Origin of the sequence: Granulicella sp. L46 (genome assembly GCF_009765785.1) — a bacterium.
GTDB lineage: Bacteria > Acidobacteriota > Terriglobia > Terriglobales > Acidobacteriaceae > Granulicella.
Genome location: NZ_LMUT01000005.1, coordinates 187,668 through 210,802, shown reverse-complemented (window position 1 = coordinate 210,802; position 23,135 = coordinate 187,668). Strand labels below are relative to the sequence as shown.

Annotated in this window: 20 protein-coding genes; 16 read left to right on the top strand and 4 right to left on the bottom strand. The window is 62.4% G+C overall.

The window, feature by feature from the left end; translation table 11 throughout:
* Position 1 precedes the first annotated feature (1 nt).
* Positions 2-1,144 carry a CBS domain-containing protein gene (locus GSQ80_RS05020; protein WP_158786474.1) on the top strand — a complete coding sequence of 381 codons (1,143 nt, stop codon included), beginning with the start codon at positions 2-4 and terminating at the stop codon, positions 1,142-1,144.
* Positions 1,137-2,183 (top strand): 16S rRNA (cytidine(1402)-2'-O)-methyltransferase, encoded by a 1,047-nt coding sequence (rsmI, locus tag GSQ80_RS05015; protein ID WP_254059450.1) that lies wholly within the window; start codon positions 1,137-1,139, stop codon positions 2,181-2,183. Before GSQ80_RS05020 ends, rsmI begins: the two co-directional genes overlap by 8 nt.
* 113 nt (positions 2,184-2,296) lie before the next feature.
* Here rsmI and GSQ80_RS05010 read toward each other — a convergent pair whose 3' ends face one another.
* Positions 2,297-2,713, bottom strand: coding sequence for a hypothetical protein (locus GSQ80_RS05010; protein WP_158786467.1), 417 nt, complete (start codon positions 2,711-2,713; stop codon positions 2,297-2,299).
* Positions 2,714-2,871: 158 nt separating this feature from the next.
* Here GSQ80_RS05010 and GSQ80_RS05005 point away from each other — a divergent pair, with 158 nt between their 5' ends.
* From GSQ80_RS05005 to GSQ80_RS04980, 6 genes are all read left to right on the top strand, one after another.
* Positions 2,872-3,822, top strand: coding sequence for a PLP-dependent cysteine synthase family protein (locus GSQ80_RS05005; protein ID WP_158786466.1), 951 nt, complete (start codon positions 2,872-2,874; stop codon positions 3,820-3,822).
* Positions 3,823-3,973: 151 nt separating this feature from the next.
* Positions 3,974-4,408 carry a Mov34/MPN/PAD-1 family protein gene (locus GSQ80_RS05000; RefSeq protein ID WP_158786570.1) on the top strand — a complete coding sequence of 145 codons (435 nt, stop codon included), beginning with the start codon at positions 3,974-3,976 and terminating at the stop codon, positions 4,406-4,408.
* 88 nt (positions 4,409-4,496) lie between these two features.
* The gene (locus tag GSQ80_RS23725) at positions 4,497-6,140 is read left to right on the top strand and encodes an FAD-dependent oxidoreductase (protein ID WP_158786464.1); all 1,644 of its coding nucleotides are present in this window, start codon (positions 4,497-4,499) and stop codon (positions 6,138-6,140) included.
* A gap of 53 nt (positions 6,141-6,193) precedes the next feature.
* Positions 6,194-6,490 carry a MoaD/ThiS family protein gene (locus GSQ80_RS04990; protein WP_158786462.1) on the top strand — a complete coding sequence of 99 codons (297 nt, stop codon included), beginning with the start codon at positions 6,194-6,196 and terminating at the stop codon, positions 6,488-6,490.
* A 131-nt stretch (positions 6,491-6,621) separates the two neighbouring features.
* Complete coding sequence (gene moeB / locus GSQ80_RS04985) at positions 6,622-7,845, top strand: molybdopterin-synthase adenylyltransferase MoeB (RefSeq protein ID WP_158786460.1); 1,224 nt, start codon at positions 6,622-6,624, stop codon at positions 7,843-7,845.
* A 315-nt stretch (positions 7,846-8,160) separates the two neighbouring features.
* On the top strand, positions 8,161-8,562 hold the full coding sequence (locus GSQ80_RS04980) for a DUF4440 domain-containing protein (RefSeq protein WP_158786458.1): 402 nt from the start codon (positions 8,161-8,163) through the stop codon (positions 8,560-8,562).
* A gap of 11 nt (positions 8,563-8,573) precedes the next feature.
* On the opposite strand, the gene GSQ80_RS04975 is transcribed toward GSQ80_RS04980, so the two are convergent.
* Positions 8,574-9,893 carry a homoserine dehydrogenase gene (locus GSQ80_RS04975; RefSeq protein WP_158786456.1) on the bottom strand — a complete coding sequence of 440 codons (1,320 nt, stop codon included), beginning with the start codon at positions 9,891-9,893 and terminating at the stop codon, positions 8,574-8,576.
* Complete coding sequence (locus tag GSQ80_RS04970) at positions 9,893-10,369, bottom strand: nucleoside deaminase (RefSeq protein ID WP_158786454.1); 477 nt, start codon at positions 10,367-10,369, stop codon at positions 9,893-9,895. Before GSQ80_RS04970 ends, GSQ80_RS04975 begins: the two co-directional genes overlap by 1 nt.
* A 90-nt stretch (positions 10,370-10,459) precedes the next feature.
* Here GSQ80_RS04970 and allB point away from each other — a divergent pair, with 90 nt between their 5' ends.
* The 8 genes from allB to GSQ80_RS04930 all read left to right on the top strand — a co-directional run bounded on the left by allB (position 10,460) and on the right by GSQ80_RS04930 (position 20,007).
* On the top strand, positions 10,460-11,887 hold the full coding sequence (gene allB / locus GSQ80_RS04965) for an allantoinase AllB (RefSeq protein ID WP_158786453.1): 1,428 nt from the start codon (positions 10,460-10,462) through the stop codon (positions 11,885-11,887).
* 317 nt (positions 11,888-12,204) lie between these two features.
* A complete protein-coding gene (gene uraD / locus GSQ80_RS04960) occupies positions 12,205-12,720 on the top strand; it encodes a 2-oxo-4-hydroxy-4-carboxy-5-ureidoimidazoline decarboxylase (protein ID WP_158786451.1) in 516 nt (171 codons plus the stop codon).
* 44 nt (positions 12,721-12,764) lie between these two features.
* Positions 12,765-13,100, top strand: coding sequence for a hydroxyisourate hydrolase (gene uraH / locus GSQ80_RS04955; RefSeq protein ID WP_158786449.1), 336 nt, complete (start codon positions 12,765-12,767; stop codon positions 13,098-13,100).
* A 72-nt stretch (positions 13,101-13,172) separates the two neighbouring features.
* Positions 13,173-14,054, top strand: a complete 882-nt coding sequence (gene pucL, locus GSQ80_RS04950; protein WP_158786447.1) for a factor-independent urate hydroxylase — start codon at positions 13,173-13,175, stop codon at positions 14,052-14,054.
* A 189-nt stretch (positions 14,055-14,243) separates the two neighbouring features.
* Entirely contained in the window at positions 14,244-15,515 is a 1,272-nt protein-coding gene (locus GSQ80_RS04945) for an allantoate amidohydrolase (protein ID WP_158786445.1), read from the top strand.
* A 231-nt stretch (positions 15,516-15,746) separates the two neighbouring features.
* Positions 15,747-16,511, top strand: a complete 765-nt coding sequence (allE, locus tag GSQ80_RS04940) for a (S)-ureidoglycine aminohydrolase (RefSeq protein ID WP_158786443.1) — start codon at positions 15,747-15,749, stop codon at positions 16,509-16,511.
* A 332-nt stretch (positions 16,512-16,843) separates the two neighbouring features.
* Positions 16,844-18,169 (top strand): M20 family metallo-hydrolase, encoded by a 1,326-nt coding sequence (locus GSQ80_RS04935; RefSeq protein WP_158786441.1) that lies wholly within the window; start codon positions 16,844-16,846, stop codon positions 18,167-18,169.
* Positions 18,170-18,282: 113 nt separating this feature from the next.
* On the top strand, positions 18,283-20,007 hold the full coding sequence (locus GSQ80_RS04930) for an NAD-dependent succinate-semialdehyde dehydrogenase (RefSeq protein ID WP_158786439.1): 1,725 nt from the start codon (positions 18,283-18,285) through the stop codon (positions 20,005-20,007).
* An 86-nt stretch (positions 20,008-20,093) separates the two neighbouring features.
* On the opposite strand, the gene GSQ80_RS23620 is transcribed toward GSQ80_RS04930, so the two are convergent.
* Positions 20,094-23,033 carry a TonB-dependent receptor gene (locus GSQ80_RS23620; RefSeq protein ID WP_256369872.1) on the bottom strand — a complete coding sequence of 980 codons (2,940 nt, stop codon included), beginning with the start codon at positions 23,031-23,033 and terminating at the stop codon, positions 20,094-20,096.
* Between the last annotated feature and the right edge of the window lie 102 nt (positions 23,034-23,135).

The window sequence follows — 23,135 nt, the reverse complement described above, 5'->3', positions numbered from 1 at the left end:
CATGCTGCGTTCGTCCATCGCCATCGGCAGATTCATGAATGTCGATCTGCGCGTACACATCTCTTTCGTCCTTCTGCTCATCATCTCCGTCGGCTTTTCCGTCGTCGAAAACGGCGGCGCCACCCGCGGCGTTGCTCTGTGGCTCGGGATGTGTTCCGCCGTTCTCGTTCGCGAAGTCGCGCGCTCCATCGCAGCAACCTACGTAGGCCTCCGTCTGCGCGCGCTCTTTCTTCTCCCCATCGGCGGCCTCATGGCCTTCTCCACATCCTCAAACGATGCCACTCCCGAAGCCAACACCCGCCTGCTGATGCTGACCGGCCCCATCGCCAACTTCGGCGTTGGCCTGCTCCTGCTGGGCACAAGCTATGGCCTTGAGCCGCATGTCTCACTCCTCGCTCAGCCCTGGATCTCGACAAGCCACATCCTCCGCAGCCTGGTCTGGATGCAGATCATCCTCGGCATGGTCAGCCTTCTGCCTATGCCCGTGGTCCCCGCCGCCGCCAAAACCGAACCCGCAGTAGAAGGCAAGCCCGCGAAGTCCGGCGTCGCCAGCATGCTGCCCTTCCCCTCCTTCGGTTTGGGAACCGGTCTTGCCCTCGCCATGATCGTCGCCGGCTTCATCCTGATGAGCCTGTGGATGGTCATCCTCGGCGGCTTCATGATGCTTGGCGCACAACTCTCCAGCGCCCACACCGTCTCCACCACTGACGCCGAAACCATCCTCGTCCGCGAAGTCATGCTCACCGAGTACACCCTGCTCTCCAGCTCCGACACCCTCCAGGGCGCTCTCGACCGCTCCGTCCACAGCGGCCAGGATGTCTTCCCCGTCGTCCGTGGCGACCGCCTCGTCGGCTCCATCGCCCGCCAGACCATCGCCGACCGCCTGGTCTCCGACGGCGACAGCTATCTGCAAGGCATCATGACCCGCAGCCTGCAACTCGCCAGCCCCACCGACAAGCTAGTCGAAGCCCTCCGCCGCGCCGCCCTGCTTGGCGCCAGTGAATTCATTCCCGTCGTCGAAGACGATGGCGCCGACTTCAAGATGATCGGCATCCTCACCCCGCAAAGCCTCTCCCGCGCCGTCCAGCAAATCAAACTCATGCGTCCCACCACCTCCAAACTGCGCGAGAACATCCGTGATTGACCCGTCAGCCGAGGACGACCTGTCCAACTCTGAGCTGTCGCACGACAGGCCCCTCGCCCCCGGCCTCTACCTCGTCGCCACCCCCATCGGCAACCTCGAAGACATCACCCTCCGCGCCCTCCGCGTCCTTCGTTCAGTCGACCGCATCGCCTGCGAGGACACCCGCCAGACCGCCAAGCTACTCGGCCACTTCGGCATCCGCACACCAACGATCAGCTACCACACCCACAACGAAAATGCCCGCGCCAGCGAGCTCATCGAAGCCCTCAAAGCCGGCGGCCGCATCGCCGTAGTCTCCGACGCAGGCATGCCCGGCATCGCCGACCCCGGCGCCACCATCGCCGCCGAAGCCATTGCCGCCGGCATCACCGTCTACCCCATCCCCGGAGCCAACGCCGCGCTCAGCGCCCTAATCGCCAGCGGCCTCAACGCCGAACGCTTCGCCTTCCACGGCTTCCTCCCCAGTAAAGAAGGCCAACGCCGAACCACCCTCGAAACCCTGCGCGATGGGCTCTACCCTCGTTCCGTAGATCGTCCTTCGTCTTCGGGGACCGCCCCAGATCAGGTACCCCAAGGCTTCAGCGTTGGGTCTCACAACCCTTCAGAAAAGATGAGGGGCTTTAGCCCCGGCGAACAACCAACCACCCACATCTTCTACGAAACCCCCCACCGCATCGTGGACGCACTAGCCGACATCGTCGACCTCTTCGGCCCCAACCAGCGCATAGTCCTAGCCCGCGAGCTCACCAAGCTCCACGAAGAGTTCCTCCGCGGCACCGCCGCCGAGCTTCTCGCCAACCTCCGCGCCCGCCCCTCCGTCCGCGGCGAAATGGTCCTCCTCATCGACGGCACTCCCACCACCGCATCTACCACCAGCGCAACCACGCGCCCCACCACCCTATCCGACGAAGTCGCAGCCCTCATGCGCTCTGAATCCCTATCCGAAAAAGACGCCCTCAAGCGCGTAGCCAAATCCCGCAACATCGGCAAAAGCGAAGCCTACCGCGAATGGCAGCGCTCCCAACCCCGCAAACGCTAACCTGGTTCCACACCGCCAACGGCGCGGTATCATCACAGCCTAGGTCGAAGGCCTAGGCTCAGGCCGCCAAAATACCAAGGGCTGAAGGCCCGGCATATCGCGCGAACAAGCCTCTACCGCCCCTTGATCCGATCGTAGTCATACCGATCGCTGGTCGTCCCCAGCGCCTCGTTATAAAGCACCATCGATCCCACAGCCTCTTTCAACTGCTCATCAAACCCATGCAGCGCGCGCAGATGATCAGCCGTCGCCGGAATCTCCAGCTTGCCAGTCTTGAGAAATTTCTGATACCCACGATCCACCAGGCGCGCAATCTCTCCACCCAACACCCATCCGCCCTTAGTCAGCAAACGAGTCGGAGCATCTTTCTCCGGGCTCGGCGCAATCTCTGCCGCGCACCCGTCCTTACTCACCCGGTACGCTCCCGCCGCTCGATTTGAACCTTCCGTCGCCGGAGACACATCAAACTTTTCGCTACCCAGGGTAGCCAGCACTTCATCAAACGTAGGAACCGCTTTCGTCTTTGCCATGATCGATTTCACAACTCTCTGCCCAGCCCGCCCATCACGCACAGCGAGCCAACGGCTAAACCTCTACTAACTCTCGCACATCCCCGCGCGCAGATTCAATGAACCAGATCACAGCCGGACGATACACTCAAAAGCTACCGAGAACTTCCGCACACCTCATGTCCACCGCAACCCAAACGCAACTAGGCACCAGCCTCCTCGACCGCATCGGCAACACGCCCCTCCTGCGTCTCGATCGCCTCACATCGCATCTCCCCAACATCCAGCTCCTCGGCAAGGCCGAGTGGTCTAACCCCGGCGGCAGCGTCAAAGACCGCGCCGCATCGGCCATCGTCCTCGCCGCACAGCGCGAAGGCAAGCTCACCCCCGGCAAAACTCTACTCGACGCCACCAGCGGCAACACCGGCATCGCCTACGCCATGCTCGGCTCCGCAATGAATTTCCCCGTTGTCCTCTGCATGCCCTCGAACGTCAGCCCCGAGCGCAAAAACATTCTCGCCGCCTACGGCGCAAACGTCATCTGGACCGACCCAGCCGACGGCTCCGACGGCGCCATCCGTAAAGCCCGCGAGCTCGCCGCCGCCGAACCCGAAAAGTATTTCTACGCCGACCAATACGGCAATGAAAACAACTGGCTAGCCCACTACCACGGCACCGCCAACGAAATCTGGCAGCAAACCGAAGGCCGCATCACTCACTTCGTCGCGGGCCTCGGCACCTCCGGAACCTTCATGGGCACCACCCGCCGCCTGCGCGAGCTCAACCCGTCCATTCAGTGCATCTCCATGCAGCCCAACTCGCCGTTCAACGGCCTCGAAGGCCTCAAGCACATGGCCACCGCCATCGTCCCGCCCATCTACGACCCCACCCTCGCCGACCGCAACATCGACATGCCCACCGAGCGCGCCTACCTCATGGCCAAGCGCCTCGGCAAAACCCAAGGCCTGTTAGTCGGAGTCTCCGCAGCCGCAGCCGTAGCCGCCTCCCTCGACATCGCCGAAGCCGAAGCCCGCGCCAACCGCGAAGCCGTCATCGTAACCATCCTCCCCGACTCCGCCGACAAATACCTAAGCGAACGTTACTGGACCGAAAAAACAGAAGGCGAATAACCCACTCTACGAACTAAAATCTCGCTGCCTCGAACAGAAATCTGTCATCCTGAGCGGAGTGCGCAGCACGCAGTCGAAGGACCCCGACGCTGTCCATCTGACCTCAACTCTCCACCACTTTCCAACCGGATCCGTCTTCGAGCAACCACAAATGCCCCTCACCATCCCCCAGCCCCTTTACGACGAACTCCGCGCCCACGGCGAAGAAACCTACCCGCACGAGTGCTGCGGCATCCTCCTCGGCAAATCCGCCGACCCCGACCTCCACGTCCACCAGATAATCCGCGCCGGCAACACCCGCACGGACAGCGCCCACAACCGCTACAACATCGCCCCTCAAGAATTAATCGCCGCCCAGCGCCAGGCCCGCAAGTCCGGCCTCGACATCATAGGCTTCTACCACTCCCACCCCGACCACCCAGCCCAGTGGTCCCCCACCGACTTCGCCGAGGCCCACTGGTTCGGCTGCGCCTACGTCATCACCGCCATCGAAAAAGGCCACGCCGCCATCACCAACAGCTTCCTCCTAACCGGCACCACCGAAGACGACAAAACCTTCATCTCACATCCCATCGAAGTCACCTAGCGCCTCAAACATCTTGTTCTCGCACGCACGAGTCAAGGCAACAGACCCGACGTAACAATCCCACCCGTCAGTATGCTAAGAAAAGGCAATGATTACTTCCGCAGACCTTGAAAAAATTCCGCTCTTTGCAGGCGTTGAAGAACAAGAACGACGACGCCTCGCGCGCCGTGCCGCCGACATTCACCTCGAACCCGGAGAGTGGCTCGCCCGTGAGGGTGAAGAGCCGCGCTTCTTCGTCATCCTTGATGGAGAACTCGACGCTATCAAAGACATCGTCGGCCAGCGTCGCGTACTTGGAAGGAGCGTCGCAGGCATGTTCTCCGGAGAAACGCCCATCTTCATGGGCACCGCCAACATCGTCTCCGTCCGCGCCGTTACGAAATGCCGCGTCGCTCGCTTCGAACGCCAGCAGCTCCAGGAGCTCGTTCGCGATAGCCCCTCCGCCGGCGAAATCATCTTCTCCACCATGACCCAACGCTTCGGCATGGCCCAACAGCTCGCTCGCGACACGCCCTCCTCGCGCGTTCGCATCGCCGGATCGAAATACGACCACAACTGCCGCGCCATCCGGGCATTTCTATCCGCCAACCGCATCCAGTACGACTACGAATGGCCTCCCGAACCCCCTGAGGCGGAAACCATCACCACCGCCTTCGTAGAAGGACGAGAGGTCGAAACTCCTACCGTCCGCAGCGTCGCCGAAGCCCTCGGCTTCCAGACCATCCCCAAACATTCGCGTTACGACATCATCATCGCCGGCGCTGGTCCAGCAGGCATGGCCGCCGCTGTCTATAGCGCTTCGGAAGGACTCAAGGTTCTCCTCGTCGAACGCTTCGCCGCTGGAGGCCAGGCGGGCACATCTTCATGCATCGAAAACTATCTCGGTTTTCCCGCCGGCATCTCCGGCGACGAACTAACCGAACGCGCCCTCAAGCAGGTCAAACATTTCGGCGTCGAAATGTTGGTCAAGCGCAACATCGAGGAGGTGCAATCGCTCGACGATGGCCACTGCGTCACCCTCGATGGCGGCGACCGCATCAGCGCATCCGTTCTCCTGCTCACCACCGGCGTCTCCTGGCATCGCCTCGAGTTTGAAGGCCACGACGATTTGCTCGGCCGAGGAATCATCTACGGCGCGTCCCGCTTTGACGGTATTGCCGTCACCGGCCGACGTATCTTCATCATCGGCGGCGGCAATTCTGCCGGACAGGCCGCCGTCTTCTACTCCGGCTACGCTGCCGAAGTCATCATGCTTGTCCGCGGCGCCGGGCTTGCACAAACCATGTCGCAATACCTCATCCAGCAGATCCACGACAAGGCCAACATCCGAGTCGAGCCCTATACCCAGGTCACAGCCGTCCTCGGCGAAGACCATCTTGAGCAGATCACAACCACGTCCCGACCACCCGACGTCCCCGAATCCACCTGCACCCGCGACGCCAAAGCACTCTTTATCATGACTGGAGCTGTCGCCAAAACCCACTGGCTACCCCCATCCCTCGAGCGCGACGCCAACGGCTACATCTGCACGGGCCGCGACATCAGCACCTGGTCACTCGACCGCGAGCCCTTCGCGCTCGAAACCAGCATCCCCGGCATCTTCTGCGCCGGCGACGTTCGCCACGGCTCCGTCAAACGCGTTGCCAGCAGCGTCGGCGAAGGCAGCATGTCGATTGCCTTCATTCACGAATACCTGGCACTCACAGATACAGGTCCGCAAGGTAGCGTGTAACCGCCCAACGCATCTCTATCGATGGAGCACCCTGACGCGTCATAATGAAAGCTATGCAGATCCACATCCCCACCCCGCTGCGCGCCTACACCGACAAGCAGGAAACTGTCTCGGTCTCAGGCTCGACGGTCTCCGAAGGCCTGGCTGCGCTCGTCGCCGCGCACCCCGCCATGCAGCAGCACCTCTACACCCCCGAGGGCAAGCTGCGCTCCTTCGTCAACCTCTACCTCAACGACGACGACGTCCGGTACCTTCCCGCCAAGGAAGAAACCGCCGTCACCCCCACCGACGAACTCACTATCATCCCCAGCATCGCCGGCGGTTCCGCCGCCACCGGTTGTTGTCGCTAGCCGCGAGAACCCCACCCCACCCCACATCCGAATCGCACCCGCCACCCCGAGCATCTGCTCTAGGTAGGCATCACCGCGCCCCGCATCCCGCCTTGGAGATGTGGGCCGACGCCGCTACACTTAAGGACACCATGCCGACCGCCTTCGAACCCGAAACCGCCGCCCTCCCCAAGCTCACCAACGAGGAGATCGCCCGATACTCCCGCCACCTCATCCTCCCCGAGGTCGGCATGGAAGGCCAGCAGAAACTCAAGGCCGCCAAGGTCCTCTGCGTCGGCACAGGCGGCCTCGGCGCCCCGCTAGCCCTATACCTCACCGCCGCCGGCGTCGGCACCATCGGCCTGGTCGACTTCGACATCGTCGACGAATCCAACCTCCAGCGCCAGATCATCCACTCGCAGTCCACCGTCGGCAAACTCAAAGTCGACTCCGCCGAGATCACCCTCAAAGGCCTCAACAAGAACACCAACATCATCAAGCACAACACCATGCTCACCAGCGCCAACGCGCTCGAGATCTTCAAGGACTACGACGTCATCGCCGACGGCACCGACAACTTCCAGACTCGCTACCTCGTCAACGACGCCTGCGTCCTCACCGGCAAGCCCAACGCCTACGGCAGCATCTTCCGCTTCGAAGGCCAGGCCTCTGTCTTTGCGACGGAAGACGGACCCTGCTATCGCTGCCTCTATCCCGAGCCACCACCGCCGGGTCTCGTCCCCAGCTGCGCCGAAGGTGGCGTCCTAGGCATTCTCCCCGGCCTCGTCGGTGTCATTCAAGCAACCGAAGTCATTAAATTAATTCTAGGTATCGGCGAACCCCTCATCGGTCGCCTTCTTCTAGTCGACGCGCTAGCCATGAGCTTCCGCACCATGAAGCTCCGCAAAAATCCCGAGTGCCCCATGTGCGGCACCCACGAAATCAAAGAGCTCATCGACTACGACCAGTTCTGCGGCATCCCCAAGCCCACAGAAGCCGGCCCCCTCGAAGTCTCCTCACACGGCTCCACGCCCGATCTCCCCATCGTCGACGGTATCCCGCAAATGTCCGTCGAGCAGCTCAAAGCCCGCATGGACAGCAACACCGCGCCCTTCATCCTCGACGTCCGCGAGCCCCACGAATACCAGATCGTCGACATCGGCGCACCGCTCATCCCCGTCGGCGATCTCCCCAACCAGCTCCACCGCCTCACCTTCCCCAAGACCACCGAAATCGTAGTCCACTGCAAATCTGGAGCCCGCTCCCAGCGCGCCGCCCTCTTCCTCAAGGAACAGGGCTACACCAACGTCAGCAACCTCTCCGGCGGCATCCTAGCCTGGGCCGACCGCATCGATAAATCCCTCCCCAAGTACTAATCCAACACAACTACGCAACGAAACAACGGCCCTCCTCCCGAGGGTCGTTGCTTTTGCTCTCGCTCTTGCTTTTGCTCTCGCTCTTGCTTTTGCCGTGCTCTTGCTTTTGCTTTTGCTTTTCTGGCTGTCATCCCGTAGGGATCTGCTTCTGTCGTTGCCGTTGCAGTTGTCCTTGTTTTTCTGGTTGTCATTCCGAGCACAGCGAGGAACCTGCTTTCTCCCGTTCTTGCCGCTGCCCTTGCATTCCTTCTGTCATAACTTCTGGAAATCTCGTTCTATCGTTGCGGTCGCGCCCCAACCTGCTACAACAATTCCATGATCACCGACCCCACCCAGGACGAAGCCAACATCCGCACCGCGCGCGCCCACTCCAACCGCTCCATCGCCCGCCGAAACCTCCTCGGCGTAGGTGACTCTCTCGCCGAAAACTTCGTAGCCGTCATCGGCGACGGCACCTTCGTCCCCACCCGCGCAGCCTACCTCAAGCTCTTCAAGCAAGGCTTCGACGCCCCCAAGACCTCGCTCACCTACGAGCGCGTCACCGACACCATCCAGCTCTCCACCACCCACCCCATCGCCGCCGAACAAGGCCACTGGATCGCCACCGACGCCAACAACAAAACCGTCTACACCGGCACCTACATGGCCATGTGGGAACACACCAAAGACGGCTGGAAGATCCGTTCCGAACTCTATGTCAACCTCGCCCACCGCTAGTTCACAGCCCGCTAGTCCGTGTCCCGATCATCTACCACCAATATCTGCAAACAGACCGGCGGCTCCAGCATAAAATCAAACCCCGCCATCTCCTCCACCGCCTCCTTCAGCCATGCACTCATCGACGGCTCCGTCGTCACCACGAACGGCAACCGATCCCCCGCAAAGCCGCGGTGCTGCAGGATCGAATCAATATTCGCTCCGACCTTCGCCAGCGCCCCCGCAATCGCGGCCACAATCCCGGGCCTATCCGCCACAACGAACCGCAGATAGTGCGGCGCCACCACGTCCCCCACCACCTTCATCTTCTGCGCCGGAAGCCGCACCTGCACGCTTCCCTCCGCAATCGCCCGCACGTCGCTCATCACCGCGACCGCCGTAGGATGCCCGCCCGCACCATGTCCGCTGAACACCACATCCCCGCCAAACTTGCCGCTCGTCACCACCATATTCTGCGTCCCGTGCGAGTACGCAATCGGCGATGTCCTCGGCACCAGCATCGGCCCCACACTCGCGCTCACCACACCCTCGATCAATTCAGCGCGCGACACCTGCCGCACCGTGCACCCCAGCTCCTTCGCATACGCAAAGTCCACGGCAGAGATCATCGCAATCGTCTGTGTCGGCACCTCGTCCGGATCAATCTCCGCATGCAGCGCCAGCCGCGCCAGCACACACAGCTTCGCCCGCGCATCGAAACCATCCACATCCGCTGACGGATCTGTCTCCGCATACCCCGCCGCCTGCGCCTTCGCCAATACCTCGCTGTAGTCCGCGCCGTCCTCCATCGAGCTCAAAATAAAATTGCACGTCCCATTCACGATCCCGCTGATCCGGGTAATCACATCCCCGCTCAGCCCCTGCGCAATCCCCGGAATCACCGGCACGCCGCCCGCAACCGCAGCCCCGTACCGCAGTTGCACGCCCTTCTCCGCAGCTAGCGCAAACAGCTCCGCACCGCGATATGCAATCAACAGCTTGTTCGCCGTCACCACGTGCTTACCCGCATTCAACGCCGCGCGTATCCAGCCCTCCGCCGGATCCAGCCCCCCCATTAACTCCACCACCACATCTACATCCGGCGATTCGAGCACGTCCTCCACCCGCTGTGTCCACACCACATCCTTCGCAAGAAACTTCGCCCGCGCATGCGTCCGTTTCCTGTCCACGCCGCGATTGAATACATGCGTAACCCGCACCAACGCGTGCCCGTGGGCCGCCGCATCTCCATGCGCAGCCAGGTCGCCATGCGCCGCCAGCACCTCTGCAAATGCGCTGCCCACCGTCCCGAACCCCAATAGCCCTACCCGCACTACACTCTCGTCAGACATCAATACTCCACTCTCATTGGGCTTTCCATCCACGCAGCAAACGCCTTCCCCGCATCTTCCCGACACAGATTCACAACCGGCAACGTCCGCTCACCAAGCGGCTTCTTCATCTCTTCATACAAATACGCATCATCGAATCCAGCCTTCGCCGCATCCGCTGCCGTACACCCGTAATAAATTGTCCGGCACCGCGCCCAATAAATCGCCGCAAGACACATAGGACACGGCTCGCAGCTGCTATAGATATCGCAACCCTCCAGCTGAAACGCCGCCAGCGACGCGCACGCATTCCGAAGCGCCGTCACCTCCGCATGCGCGGTCGGATCATTCGTCGCAGTCACCTGGTTCGCGCCGGTCGCAATCACCTTGCCATCCTTCACGATCACGGCGCCGAACGGTCCGCCCCGCCCGCTGGTCACGTTCTCAACCGCCAACGCAATCGCCTGCTGCATAAACTCTTGGTTACCACCTTCCATCCCGCCTCCACGAAAGCACCCAGCTTTCGAGTAGAGAGTCTCTCCCTACCCTCTATCCCCTATCCTCTACACTCTGTTGTAATCAGCATCATGGTACACGCTCTCCGCTCCCGTCGCGTGATCACGCCCCATGGCGAGCAGGATGCCACGGTCATCATCGAGGACGGCATCATCTCCGCAGTCCACCCAAACGCATCCCGCCATTCGAATCTCCCCACCGAAGATCTCGGCTCGCTCGCCCTGCTCCCCGGCCTTATCGACGTCCACACTCACATCAACGAACCCGGCCGCACCGACTGGGAAGGCTTCGCCACCGCCACCCGGGCCGCAGCCGCCGGCGGCTTCACCACCCTCATCGACATGCCGCTCAACTGCCTCCCCGAAACCACCAACGTCGCCGCCCTCGAGCTCAAGCGAGAAGCCGCAGCAACTGGCGGCCCCAACGGAACCTCGCAGTGCATGATCGACTACGCCTTCTGGGGCGGCTGCGTCGACAACAACCAGCGCGACCTTGAACCCCTCGCCTCAGCCGGCGTAGCCGGCTTCAAAAGCTTCCTCATCTACCCCGGCTGCGACGGCTTCACCGCCATCGACAAACAAAACCTCATCCGCGCCATCCCCCACATCGTCCGCACCGGCCTTCCCCTCCTAGTCCACGCCGAACTTGACCCCTCCATCAACGCCGCCGTAGCCCACCTCAACGCCACCAACGCCGACTGGACGCAATACGCCACCTACCTAGCCTCCCGCCCCGACGAAGCCGAGCTAGACGCCATCGAAATGCTTCTAGAACTCTGCCGCGAACACCGCTTCAAGCTCCACATCGTCCACCTTTCGACAGCGCGTGCACTTCCACTCATCGCCGCCGCCAAGCGCGAAGGCCTTCCCGTCACGGTCGAAACCTGTCCGCACTTCCTGCACCTCACCGCCGAGACCATCCCCGCGAATCCCAACGGCCCCACTCTCTGCAAGTCCGCACCAGCCATCCGCAGCGCCGCCAACCGCGAACAACTCTGGCAAGCCCTCATCGACGGCACCATCGACCTGATAGCCACCGACCACTCTCCCTGCCCGCCGCACATGAAGCGATTGAAAGACTACAAAAATGGGAATACAGCCGCCGGCCGCTTCGACCTGGCCTGGGGCGGCATCCCCTCTCTCTCCACCGCGCTCTCCGTCCTCTGGACCGAGTGCACCCGCCGCGAGCTCCCCCTCACACACCTAGCCCACTGGACCTCCGCCGCGCCCGCCCGTCTCGCCGGCCTCGCCACGCACATCGGCTCCATCGAACCCGGCAAGCACGCCAATCTCGTAGCCTTCGACCCCGACGCGATCTTCACCCTCACCCCCGACATGCTCCACTACCGCCACAAAATCTCCCCCTACCTAGGCGAAACTCTCCGCGGCCAGGTCCGCTCCACTTGGCTCCGCGGCCAACGAGTCTTCACCCGCACCAACAACACCGACGAATTCTCCCTCCCACCCCAAGGCCGCGAACACCAGATATCCTTTTCCTAAACCGCCTCCATAAACGAGGTAAGTGCAACGCGGCCAAATCCAACGGTCAAATCCAACTCGACAAAGCAATTCAACACCGTAAAGCAACGCGGTAAAATTCGTCATCTCGACCGAAGCATGACGGCTTCACGTCATGCGCAGTCGAGAGACCGCTGTATTTCGCTTCTGTATTTGCTTCTGCCTTCGCCTTTGCCTTCGCCTTCGTCTTTGCCTTTGCTTTCGTTTTCGCTTCTGCATTTGCATTTGCTTTTCTGGCTGTCATTCCGAGCGCAGCGAGGAACCTGCTGTCTCCCGTTCTTCGACCAACACCACCAACTATGTCGACCACCAACCCCACCCTCGACGCCTGGCACGCCCTCGACACCTCCGCCGCCGCAGCAGCCATCCTCCCCTGCAACGGTTCGCAGGCCTGGGCCGACCAACTGGCCGCCCTCCGCCCCTTCGCTACCCCCTTCGACCTAACCTGCACCGCCGACATAGTCTGGCGCTCCCTCCCCGCCGCCGACCAGCAACATGCCTTCGACTCCCACCCCCGCATCGGCGAGCGCCACGCCAAATCCGCCACCGCCGAGAGCCTCGCTCTCTCCGCAACCGAACAGTCCACCGCGCAACTCACCACCGACACCGAAGCCGCCCTCGCCGCCGCCAACCGCGCCTACGAAGAAAAGTTCGGACGCATCTTCATCGTCTGCGCCACCGGCAAATCCGCCGACGAGATGCTAGCCATCCTCCAACGCCGCCTCTTCAACGACCCTGCCACCGAACTCCGCGAAGCCGCCGAACAACAACGCCAAATCACCCAGATCCGCCTTCGCAAGTGGCTGGCCTCTTAAAGTCCCTCTCTACGCTCTACCCTCTATCCTCTACACTCTGTCCAATGGGACTCTCCACTCACATCCTCGACACAGCGCTCGGACGCCCCGCCGCCAACGTAACCATCACGCTCTCGCAACTCGATGCCGAAGCCTGGCACGACATCGGCAGCGGCCACACTGACGCCGACGGCCGCTGCAAAACCCTCCTCGGCAACAACCCTCTCGCCGCCGCCACCTACAAGCTCCGCTTCAACACCGCGCCCTACTTCCATGCGCTGAGCCTGCCCAGCCTTTACCCCTACATCGAAATAGTCTTCACCATCACAGACCCCACCCAGCACCACCACATCCCTCTCCTGCTCACCGCCAACGGCTACACAACGTACAGAGGCAGTTGATCGACTCAGTGCCTGTAACGCACAACTGAGAACTGAGAACGAACAACTGACAACTCGCACCCAGGAGCCCACATGCCCGCAAAACTCCACACCAACCGCTACGGCAAATCCCGCGTCCGCCTCATGCGTCTCACCAAGCACTTCGACCACCACGACCTCGACGAGTGGACCGTCCAAATCCTCCTCACCGGCGACTTCGAAACAGCCCACACCCTCGGCGACAACTCCAAAATCCTCCCCACCGACACGATGAAGAACACCGTCTACTTCGTCGCACGCCAAACCAAGTCCACCTCCATGGAGTGCTACGCCCAGGAGCTCGTCGACTACATCCTCACTCGCAACCCCCAGGTCGCCTCCGCCGAAGTCATCATCGAATCCACTCTCTGGAAGCGTCTCACCGTCGACGGCAAGCCCTTCCCCACCGCCTTCATGCGCGGCTCCGACGAACGCCAGACCACCACCGTTGCGCGCGCGCAAAACGCTCCCTTCACCATCACCGCCGGCCTCGACCGCCTCACCCTCCTGAAGACCTCGAACTCCGCCTTCACCGGCTACATCAAGGACTCCCTCACCACCCTCCCCGAAACCACCGACCGTCTCTTCGGCACGGCCCTCAAGGCCGAATGGCCCTACGCCCCCGAAGCCATTGCAAGCGCCGCGTCCTCTCCGGAAAATGCCATCGACTTCAACAAAGTCCGCGATCACATTCGCGACGTCATGATCACCGTCTTCGCCAAGCACGACTCCCTCTCCGTCCAGCAAACCCTCTACGCCATGGCCGAAGCCGCGCTCCACCACACCACCCTCATCGACGAGATCTACCTCCTCATGCCCAACAAGCACAACCTCCTCGTCGACCTCGCTCGCTTCGGCCAGGAAAACCCCAACCACATCTTCGTCCCCACCGACGAACCCCACGGCACCATCGAAGCCACCATCCGCCGCGCTTAGTCCCTCCCCACTGGGCTCCCCATCTTCGGCGCGTACGTTGCGCCTAAGGTGGGCCGCCACAACTGCGGGGCGCCCCATTCATGACATCTTCTCGTCATCAGTGGGATGTACGCTCCATGATCCACCAAACTCAACTCTCGCCGTCCGCGCAGGACCGCCGTCCACGCAGGACCGTAGAATGATTGCTGCATGCCCCACACGCCCACCACCACCGAATCCCTCGCCGCCCGCGCCACCACCGTGATCGCGCGCTGCCGCGAGCTCGCCCGCATCACCGACATCCCCAACCAAACCACCCGCCTCTTCCTCTCGCCCGCCACACGCGACGCCCACACCCTCCTCGAGTGGTGGATCCGCCAGGCCAACCTCACCGCCCGCACCGACGACGCCGGCAATCTCCGCGCCACGCGCCGCTCTCCCCACCCCGACGCCCCCACCTTCGTCCTCTTCTCCCACATCGACACCATCACCAACGCCGGCGCCTTCGACGGCCCCCTCGGCGTCCTCCTCGGCCTCGCCGCCATCGAGCAACTAGGCGCCACACCTCTCCCCTTCCACATCGAGCTCATCGCCTTCGCCGAAGAAGAGGGCGTCCGCTTCGGCTTCCCCTTCCTCTCCTCGCTAGCCACCACCGGCCAACTCAACCCCGACCATCTCGCCCGCACCGACGCCGCCGGCATCACCCTCGCCGACGCCATCCGCAACTTCACGCGCACCGACGGCACGCACCTCGACCCCGACAACATCCCCCTCACCTGCCCGCTAGCCCCCAACACCTTCGGCGCCCTCGAAGTCCACATCGAACAAGGCCCCGTCCTCGACAAGAGCGACACCTCCCTGGCCGTAGTCGAAGCCATCGTCGGCCAGTCCCGCCTCGAGCTCACCTTCGAAGGCCACGCCAACCACGCCGGCACCACCCCCATGTCGCTGCGCCAGGACGCCCTCGCCGCCGCCGCCCAATGGATCGTCGAAGTCGAGCGCTACGCCGCCAACTACACCCAACTCGTCGCCACCGTCGGCCGCATCTCCACCGAGCCCGGAGCCATCAACGTCATCCCCGGCACGGTCCGCACCTCCCTCGACATACGCCACCCGAAAGACGAATCCCGCCACGCCGCCATCGCCCATCTGCTCACCAAGGCCGAAGCCGCCGGCGCCCTCCGCGGCGTTCGCGTCCATGCCACCGTCCAGTCCGAGCAGCGCGCGGTCCCCATGGATCGCGACCTAACCCTCAAGCTTCATCAAGCCGCCGAGCGAGCCGGCTTCGACGCTCAACCAATTTTCTCCGGCGCTGGCCACGACGCCATGATTCTCGCCGCCGCCGTCCCCACCACCATGCTCTTCCTCCGCTCCCCCAACGGCCTCTCCCACCACCCCGACGAAGACGTCCGCCTCGAAGACGTAGAAGCCGCCCTAGCCACAGTCCTAAACCTCCTCCTACACCTCCACCCCCACAAATAACCCACCGCCGCTTTCGCCTCTGCCTTGCCTTTCTGGCTGTCATTCCGAGCGCAGCGAGGAACCTGCTGTCTCCCGTTCTTCTTCCAGCCGACCCCATCCTCATGGACGCTGTCGCCCACCGAACTCCGCTTCTGCAGTTGCCTTTCCCTAGAAGCTAAAAGCTAGGAGCCGCTTCCCTATCCCCTATCCTCTACGCTCTATCCCCTGCCCTTTTCCTCTACACTCTCTCCTATGCACAACCTCGGCCAAACGCGCAGCGCGAACCATCGCGACCACCTGCTCCTCACCCCCGACACCTTCATCCGCACGCCCCTCCCCGGCCTCACCAACGGCCTCGCCATCGTCCACGTCGCTCCCCCCACCGGCGCCGCCTTCACTATGATGACCCTCGAAATAGCAGCCGACGGCAAACTCATCCAAGGCCCGAGCCAACGGTTCCTCTACGTCCTCGAAGGCAATCTCAAACTAGACGAGCCAGGCAAGTCCATCCCCCACGACCTCTCCCCCGGCAGCTACGCCTACTTCCCGACGGGCTATGAACACACGCTCACCGCCGTCACACCCGCACGCGTAGCCGTCATCGACAAGCCCTTCCTCCCTCTCGACCCGCTTTACATCAACGACCCCGGCGCCGACCCCGATCCATGGTTCCTCCTCAACCGCGAACCCGACATCGCCCCGGTCGCCCTCAACGGAGACCCCGGCCTCCAGGTCCGCTCCCTCCTGCCCGACTCCCACATCTTCGACTTCGCCGTAAACACCATGACCTACGACCCCGGCGCCGCCCTCTCGCAAGTAGAGATCCACTACATGGAGCACGGCCTGCTAATGCTAGAAGGCGGCGGCATCTACCGCCTAGGCGACAGCTGGTACCCAACCAAAGCCGGCGACTTCATCTGGATGTCCGCCTACTGCCCCCAATGGTTCGGCGCCATAGGCAAAGCGCCCGCAAAATATCTAATCTACAAAGACTTCAACCGCCATCCCCTCGGCTGACGTCCCCGGGCACAACACGCCCTTGCTGCTGCTTTTGCCTTTCTGGTTGTCATCCCGCAGGGATCTGCTTCTTCTTTTGGTTTTGCCCTCGCAGTTGCACCTGCCTTTGTTTGTTTTTCGCGGTCACCCTGGGTGAAGTGAAGGACCCCTGTAGTTGCCGTCGCTTTTGCTTTTGCTGTTGCTGTTGCTGTTCTTATTGCCTTTCTTTCTGTCATTCCCTCTAAGAATCTGCTTCTTGCTGTTGCTCTTGCCTTTCTGTCTGTCATTCCAACCGCAGCGAGGAACCTGCTTCTCGCGCGCGAATCGCGCGCCCGCTCCTTCAAGGAACAACCATGACCGACCTCCACATCAACACCGACCGCCTCCTCCGCGAGCTCCACCACCTCGCCACCCTAACCGACTGCCCACCCAACACCGACACCACCCTCGCCTCCCCCACCACAGCCGTCACCCGCATCGTCTTCACTCCCCGCGACCTCGAAGCCCGCGCCTACATCCGCACACTCGCCGAAGCCGCAGGCTTCACTCTCCGCGTCGACGCGATCGGCAACACCTTCATCCGCTTCCCCGGCACCGACCTCACCCTCCCCGCCGTAGGCACCGGCTCCCACACCGACGCCATCCCCCACGCCGGCATGTACGACGGCACTGTCGGCGTCCTCGGCGGCCTCGAAGCCATGCGCTCCCTCAAAGAGTCCGGCTTCATCCCCAAGCGCTCCATCGAAACCCTAATGTTCACCTCCGAGGAGCCCACCCGTTTCGGCATCGGCTGCATCGGCTCCCGCCTCCTCGGCGGCTCCATTGACCCGACCACAGCCGACAACCTCCCCGACCGGCTCCCCGAAACTGATCCCCAGGCCACCACCGGCCTGACCCTGCACGACGTCCGCACGGCCGCCGGCTTCACCGCCAGCCTCGACACCGTCAAGCTCCCCCCGCACTACTACCACGCCTGGGTAGAACTCCACATCGAGCAAGGCCCCCTCCTCGAACGCGAGCAAATCCCCATCGGCATCGTCACCAACATCGCCGCCCCCGCCAGCTACCGCTACGAGATCACCGGCTTCGGCGGCCACGCCGGCGCCCTCCTCATGCCCGACCGTCGCGACGCCCTCTGCGCCGCCGCTGAAACAATCCTCTCCATAGAGAAGCACACCCTCGCAGCCAACGCCGCCTCCGGCACCTCAGACTCCGTAGCCACCGTAGGCACCATCGCCGTCCATCCCGGCGCCATCAACTCCGTCCCCTCCCGCGTCACCCTCACCCTCGACATTCGCGACACCGACGTAGCCCGTCGCAACCAAATCATGTCCGCCCTCCACAACGACATCCGCGAGATCGAATCCCGTCGCCAAGTCACCATCACCGAACAAAAAATCAACGCCGACGTCCCCGCCATCAGCGACCCCCACATCCTCGCCACCCTCGAATCCATCTGCACGTCCAACGCCATCCCTTATAAAAAAATGGTGGCACGTGCCTACCACGACACTAACTTCATCGCCCCCATCGCTCCCGTCGCCATGCTCTTCATCCCCTGCCGCAACGGTGTATCCCACCGTCCCGACGAATACGCCACCCCCGAATCCATCGCCCTCGGCACCCGCGTCCTCGCGCTCGCCCTCGCACAGTTAACCAAAGAGGTTTACACCTCCTAGCCCCGACGCCGCCTTACAGCTACACTACTCACACCAAGACGGAAGCAACCATCTTTCAATCTTCACCGAACCACACGCTCTAGCCTTAACTCTCAATCCTCTACACTCTGCCTATGATCCAATCCCTGAATCCGGCCAATGGAAAGCTTCTCCGCAGCTTTGATCCGCTCACACCTGAAGCTCTCAACGCCAAGCTAGCCATTGCAGCGAGCGCCGCCAAAACCTATCCCAAGGAGACGCTCGACCAACGCATCTTCTGGATGCGTCGTCTCGCCGCGCTCCTCGAAGCCGACATCGAAGAGCTAGCCATCACCATGACCTCAGAGATGGGCAAGACCCTCGTCTCCGCCCGCGACGAAGTCTCCAAGTGCGCCGCCGGCTGCCGCTACTACGCCGACAACGCCGCCCGCATCCTCGCCCCCGAACGCATCGCAACCGAGCACTCCGACAGCTACGTCCGTTACGACCCCCTCGGCGTTATCCTCGCCGTCATGCCCTGGAACTTCCCCCTCTGGCAGGTCTTCCGCTTCCTCGCCCCCGCGCTCATGGCCGGCAACATCGGCCTGCTCAAGCACGCCTCCAACGTCCCGCAATGCGCCCTCGCCATCGAGGCCCTCGTCCGCCGCGCCGGCTTCCCCCGCGGCGTCTTCCAAACCCTCCTCATCGAGGCCCGCCAGGTAGAACACCTTCTCAACGACCCCCGCGTCGCCGCCGTCACCCTCACCGGCTCCGAGGCCGCTGGCCGAGCCGTCGCCGCCCAGGCTGGCTGGCTCGTCAAGAAGTCCGTCCTCGAACTCGGCGGCTCCGACCCCTTCATCGTCCTCCCCTCCGCCAACCTCGCCGCCGCCGTCGAGAACGCCATCAAGGCCCGCTGCATCAATAACGGTCAAAGCTGCATCGCCGCCAAGCGCATCATCGTCCACGAAAGCATCTACACCGAGTTCGAAAAACGCTTCGTCGCCGGCATGGCCGACCTTCGCATCGGCGACCCCATGCTCGAAACCACCGACATCGGCCCCCTCGCCACCCCGGAGATCCTCGAAGAGCTCCTCCAGCAGGTCACCATGGCTCGCGAATCCGGTGGCCGCGTCCTCACCGGTGGAGCCCGCGCCTTCGTCGAAGACGGCGACATGGGCAACTACTTCAAGCCCACCGTCATCGCCGGCCTCATGCGCAACGCCCCCATCTGCCAGGAAGAGATCTTCGGCCCCGTCGCCCTGCTCTTCCGCGTCGCCTCGCTCGACGACGCCATCGCCCTCGCCAACGACACCCCCTTCGGCCTTGCCGCCAGTGCCTGGACCACCGACGACGCCGAACGCCAGCGCCTCGCCATCGAGCTCCAGTGCGGCGCTGTCTTCTTCAACACCCCCGTAGCCAGCGACCCCCGCCTTCCCTTCGGCGGCATCAAGCGCTCCGGCTACGGCCGCGAACTAGGTGCCGCCGGCATGCGCGAGTTCCTCAACGCCAAGACCATCGTCGTCGCCGAACTCCCCGCCGAAACCCACCCCACTCCTCTGGACAAATCAACAGACAAATCTTCAGACAACGTCAAACCCAAACCCACATCCGAGCCCCCCGCCGACCCGCGCTCCGACAAGCCAAACGAGTTCCAGCACATCGCCGATCAGATACGCAAATTCGAGCCGAACAAGCCCTCGTCGCCAACCACAGAGCCCAACTCTCCAAATCCGCTCCAGCCCGAACCAACCAGCGCCGAGCCAATCCCGGCAGAACCACCCCCACCCGAGCCAGCTCCTTCCCAACTCAATCCCCAGGAGCCCAATAAGGACGACGACACGCCCCCACCCCCCGACGGCTCCATGCTCCACCTACGCTGAGCGCCACCACAAATCCGGGTGCCCAGGTGATCTAAGCAAAAGAGGCGCAGCCACCAGGCTGCGCCTCTTCTCTTCCCCGCCTGCAGTTAGAACGTGAACGACGTCTGCAGCGTAATCCGTCGCAGCGCGCTGGTCGTCGTATAAGGCTGTCCGTAAATCTGCGTCGACTGTCCAAAATTCGACGACGACAACACACCCTGAGGTGTCGACAGATCCTTATTGTCGAACAGGTTCTGCACCTGCACGCCGAACGCCAGGTTATAGCGCTTGCCCGTACTCGTACCGCCGCCGCCTCCCATACCCCCACCACCTCCGCCAGGACCGCCGCGACCGCCGCCTCCACCACCACCGCCGCCGCGACCGCCACCACCACCAGGACCGCCGCCAGGACCGCCCGGACCACCACCGTTTCCGCCAGCATTCGCCCGCGTCGACGCTCCAAAGCCAAACGTCTTCGTCACCCTCAGGTTGAACGTATACAGCGACGGCCCCGTGCAATAGTTGATCGGCACCACCGGCGCTCCGCCCACAATCCCCGGCTGCGCAAATGTTCCGCACCCAGGAATCGACTTGATCGTGCTTCCATTCGGCGCTACGCCCGTCACCAGGTCCGCGCGGTCGTTGTAAAACGTGTCCAGATTGTTGTCGCTGCCGGTCGTAATGTTGTAAGGCGTTCCGCTCTGCGCCAGGAAGAACGGGCTCAGTTGGATATACTTCGGCAGCGTCACCGACCCCGCCAGGAATATCCGGTTCCTCACATCGAACGCCGTGCGTCCATAATCCGCCGCAATATTTTCCGGCGTCGTAATGTCCGACGTCGCGCCCGACGTATCGCCATGCGCCGAGTTCAACGAGTAATACCCGAACAGCGAGATCGCCTTCCCCGTCTGCACCCGCCCATGCACAATCAACTGGTTCTGATTGAATACGCCTTCGCTGAAGAACTGATACTGCGCTGTGCTCGCCGCAGGATCTGCAAAGTTATAACCAATATTCTGCGTCGCAAACTGATGCACACCCTGCGTGTGCAGATAGTTCACCGAGATCGTTCCATTGCGTCCCACCTGCTGATCCGCACCTGCCGCAAACTCCAGAATGTACGGTGCGCGAAGATTCGGCGCCGACGTATAGGTCGTCTGCGAGTCCGACGTAGCGCCGCACGCCTCAATCAGATTCGGTGCGCTCGGATTGCAGCTCGTTCCCGGATCGGCCACGGTGTACGACGTCGTGTTGATCCCGTTCTGTTCCTCCGTAGTCAGCACGTACTCCTGCGCAAACCGCGTGTAGAACATGCCGAATCCCCCACGGATCACCGTCTTAGGCGCACCCTTGCCGCTGAATAATCCATAGTTGAACGCCACGCGCGGAGCGACCGCCTGGTTGTTCGCAAGATGATTCTGCGTCTCGTACCGGATGCCATACGAAATCGTTAGATTCTGCCGCGCCTTCCAGTCGTCCTCCGCATACAGTCCAACGTCCGTGAGCGTGTCCCCAATCTTGTGATTGTTCACCACCGTAATCCGGAACTGACTCGGCGTTCCCGCCAAATAATCATCCGACGTCGCATAGGTGAACGATCCGTTCGTCAGATTTCCCGTGTTCTCCGCCTCCCGCGTCGCCCGCAGCCTCCCGCCGAATCGAATGAAATTCTTCTTCAACTGAATCGAGTTGTAGCTCTGCACCTCGTAGTGATCCTGGTGATCGCTCAACCCTTGTGCCGAGTAGCCGCCGCCTGTAAACGATCCCGACACACCCACCGCCGGTGCCGTGCTCGCCGGCGTTACCGACGTATGTTCGCGCTCATACTCAAACCGCGTCTCCGTCACAATGCGCGAGTTCCACGTCTCCGTATCGCTCATCTGCAGAATGTTGCTCAACGAACTCTGGTCGTATGCCGTCGATGGCAGATTCAAATTGTTCACGCCATCATTCTTAGCCGAGTTGTTCACATACTGGTACCGCGTCGTCAGAACATTCTTCGCTCCCAGCGCCAGGTCCAGCCGCGGATTAATGTCCCCGCGCTTCTGCGGGAAATACGTCGACGCCTGGAACGGAGTCTCCACGCACGTCGCATCTCCCGGCGCGCACAGTATCGGCGAACCCGCCTCCGGCGCCAGAATAATTGCGTTCGTAAATTCATCCGACTCAATGTCGCGATAGCTTCCGCCAATGTTGTACGACGCTCCCTTGTTCAGCGGCCCCGTTAGATTTCCGAACCCGAAAAGCGTGTGGTACGGGGGCTGATATCCCGTCGCCAGCGGGTTGCCGGAATTGAACTGGGAAGCGTTTCCGTTTACCTGGAAGTTGCCATGGATCTTGTCCGTTCCCGGCTTCGTAAACACCTCCACGCGCCCATACCCAAGCTGGTCATACTCCGCCGAAAATGGATTCTGATTAATTCGAATCTCGCGTATCGACGACTTCGGCGGAAGCTGCCCCCCCGTGAATCCATCCACATAAATCTGCCCACCATTCGGCCCCGCCGCCGGCCCCGCCAGCGCCGTCAACTCATCCGACAACTCATCCGGATCATCCGACAGCGCATCCAGGTCCTTGCCCGTCAACACCACCGCGCTCGCGTTAGAATCCGGATCCACACTCAACTGCACCGAATCCGAATTCACCGTAATCACCTGCGACTGCACGCCAATCTGCATCTTCGCATTCAGCGTCATCCCGTTCGCTGCGCCAATCGCAATATCCGTTGCCGTGTACGTAGCAAAGCCCGGCATAGTGAACGTCACCGTATAGGTCCCCGGCGTCACCGCCGCACTATACGATCCGTCCGACCCCGACGTCGCCTTCACCGCCGGCCCGTTCCCCGTCAGCGTCACCGTAGCTCCCGGAATCAACGCTCCATCCGGATCCGTCACCACGCCATGCACGCGCGTCTTCCCCGACTGAACCACCGCAGCCCCGGCCGCCTGCGCGCTCGCCGCACCATGCGCTCCAACGATCAGTGCGACCGCCAACCCTGCTCCCAACCATCCCGACATCGTCTTCCTGCACAAGCCATCAACCAGCATTCTCACTCCTGAACTCTCCAACGGTCCGTCTTCCGTCTCGCTCTGCAGCGATCCTCACAACCGAATCTTCTCTGCTTAGGACGACCGACACGTCGCCTACGC

Bases quoted from the DNA above. Each gene is read 5' to 3' on its own strand.
- uraH (WP_158786449.1), top strand. From the start codon at position 12,765: ATGGGACTCTCCACTCACATCCTCGACACAGCGCTCGGACGCCCCGCC.
- GSQ80_RS05010 (WP_158786467.1), bottom strand. From the start codon at position 2,713: ATGGCAAAGACGAAAGCGGTTCCTACGTTTGATGAAGTGCTGGCTACC.
- GSQ80_RS05020 (WP_158786474.1), top strand. From the start codon at position 2: ATGCTGCGTTCGTCCATCGCCATCGGCAGATTCATGAATGTCGATCTG.
- allB (WP_158786453.1), top strand. From the start codon at position 10,460: ATGGTACACGCTCTCCGCTCCCGTCGCGTGATCACGCCCCATGGCGAG.
- GSQ80_RS04990 (WP_158786462.1), top strand. From the start codon at position 6,194: ATGCAGATCCACATCCCCACCCCGCTGCGCGCCTACACCGACAAGCAG.
- moeB (WP_158786460.1), top strand. From the start codon at position 6,622: ATGCCGACCGCCTTCGAACCCGAAACCGCCGCCCTCCCCAAGCTCACC.
- pucL (WP_158786447.1), top strand. From the start codon at position 13,173: ATGCCCGCAAAACTCCACACCAACCGCTACGGCAAATCCCGCGTCCGC.
- GSQ80_RS04980 (WP_158786458.1), top strand. From the start codon at position 8,161: ATGATCACCGACCCCACCCAGGACGAAGCCAACATCCGCACCGCGCGC.
- GSQ80_RS04935 (WP_158786441.1), top strand. From the start codon at position 16,844: ATGACCGACCTCCACATCAACACCGACCGCCTCCTCCGCGAGCTCCAC.
- GSQ80_RS05005 (WP_158786466.1), top strand. From the start codon at position 2,872: ATGTCCACCGCAACCCAAACGCAACTAGGCACCAGCCTCCTCGACCGC.
- GSQ80_RS23620 (WP_256369872.1), bottom strand. From the start codon at position 23,033: ATGCTGGTTGATGGCTTGTGCAGGAAGACGATGTCGGGATGGTTGGGA.
- GSQ80_RS04970 (WP_158786454.1), bottom strand. From the start codon at position 10,369: ATGGAAGGTGGTAACCAAGAGTTTATGCAGCAGGCGATTGCGTTGGCG.
- GSQ80_RS23725 (WP_158786464.1), top strand. From the start codon at position 4,497: ATGATTACTTCCGCAGACCTTGAAAAAATTCCGCTCTTTGCAGGCGTT.
- GSQ80_RS04945 (WP_158786445.1), top strand. From the start codon at position 14,244: ATGCCCCACACGCCCACCACCACCGAATCCCTCGCCGCCCGCGCCACC.
- allE (WP_158786443.1), top strand. From the start codon at position 15,747: ATGCACAACCTCGGCCAAACGCGCAGCGCGAACCATCGCGACCACCTG.
- uraD (WP_158786451.1), top strand. From the start codon at position 12,205: ATGTCGACCACCAACCCCACCCTCGACGCCTGGCACGCCCTCGACACC.
- GSQ80_RS04975 (WP_158786456.1), bottom strand. From the start codon at position 9,893: ATGTCTGACGAGAGTGTAGTGCGGGTAGGGCTATTGGGGTTCGGGACG.
- GSQ80_RS04930 (WP_158786439.1), top strand. From the start codon at position 18,283: ATGATCCAATCCCTGAATCCGGCCAATGGAAAGCTTCTCCGCAGCTTT.
- GSQ80_RS05000 (WP_158786570.1), top strand. From the start codon at position 3,974: ATGCCCCTCACCATCCCCCAGCCCCTTTACGACGAACTCCGCGCCCAC.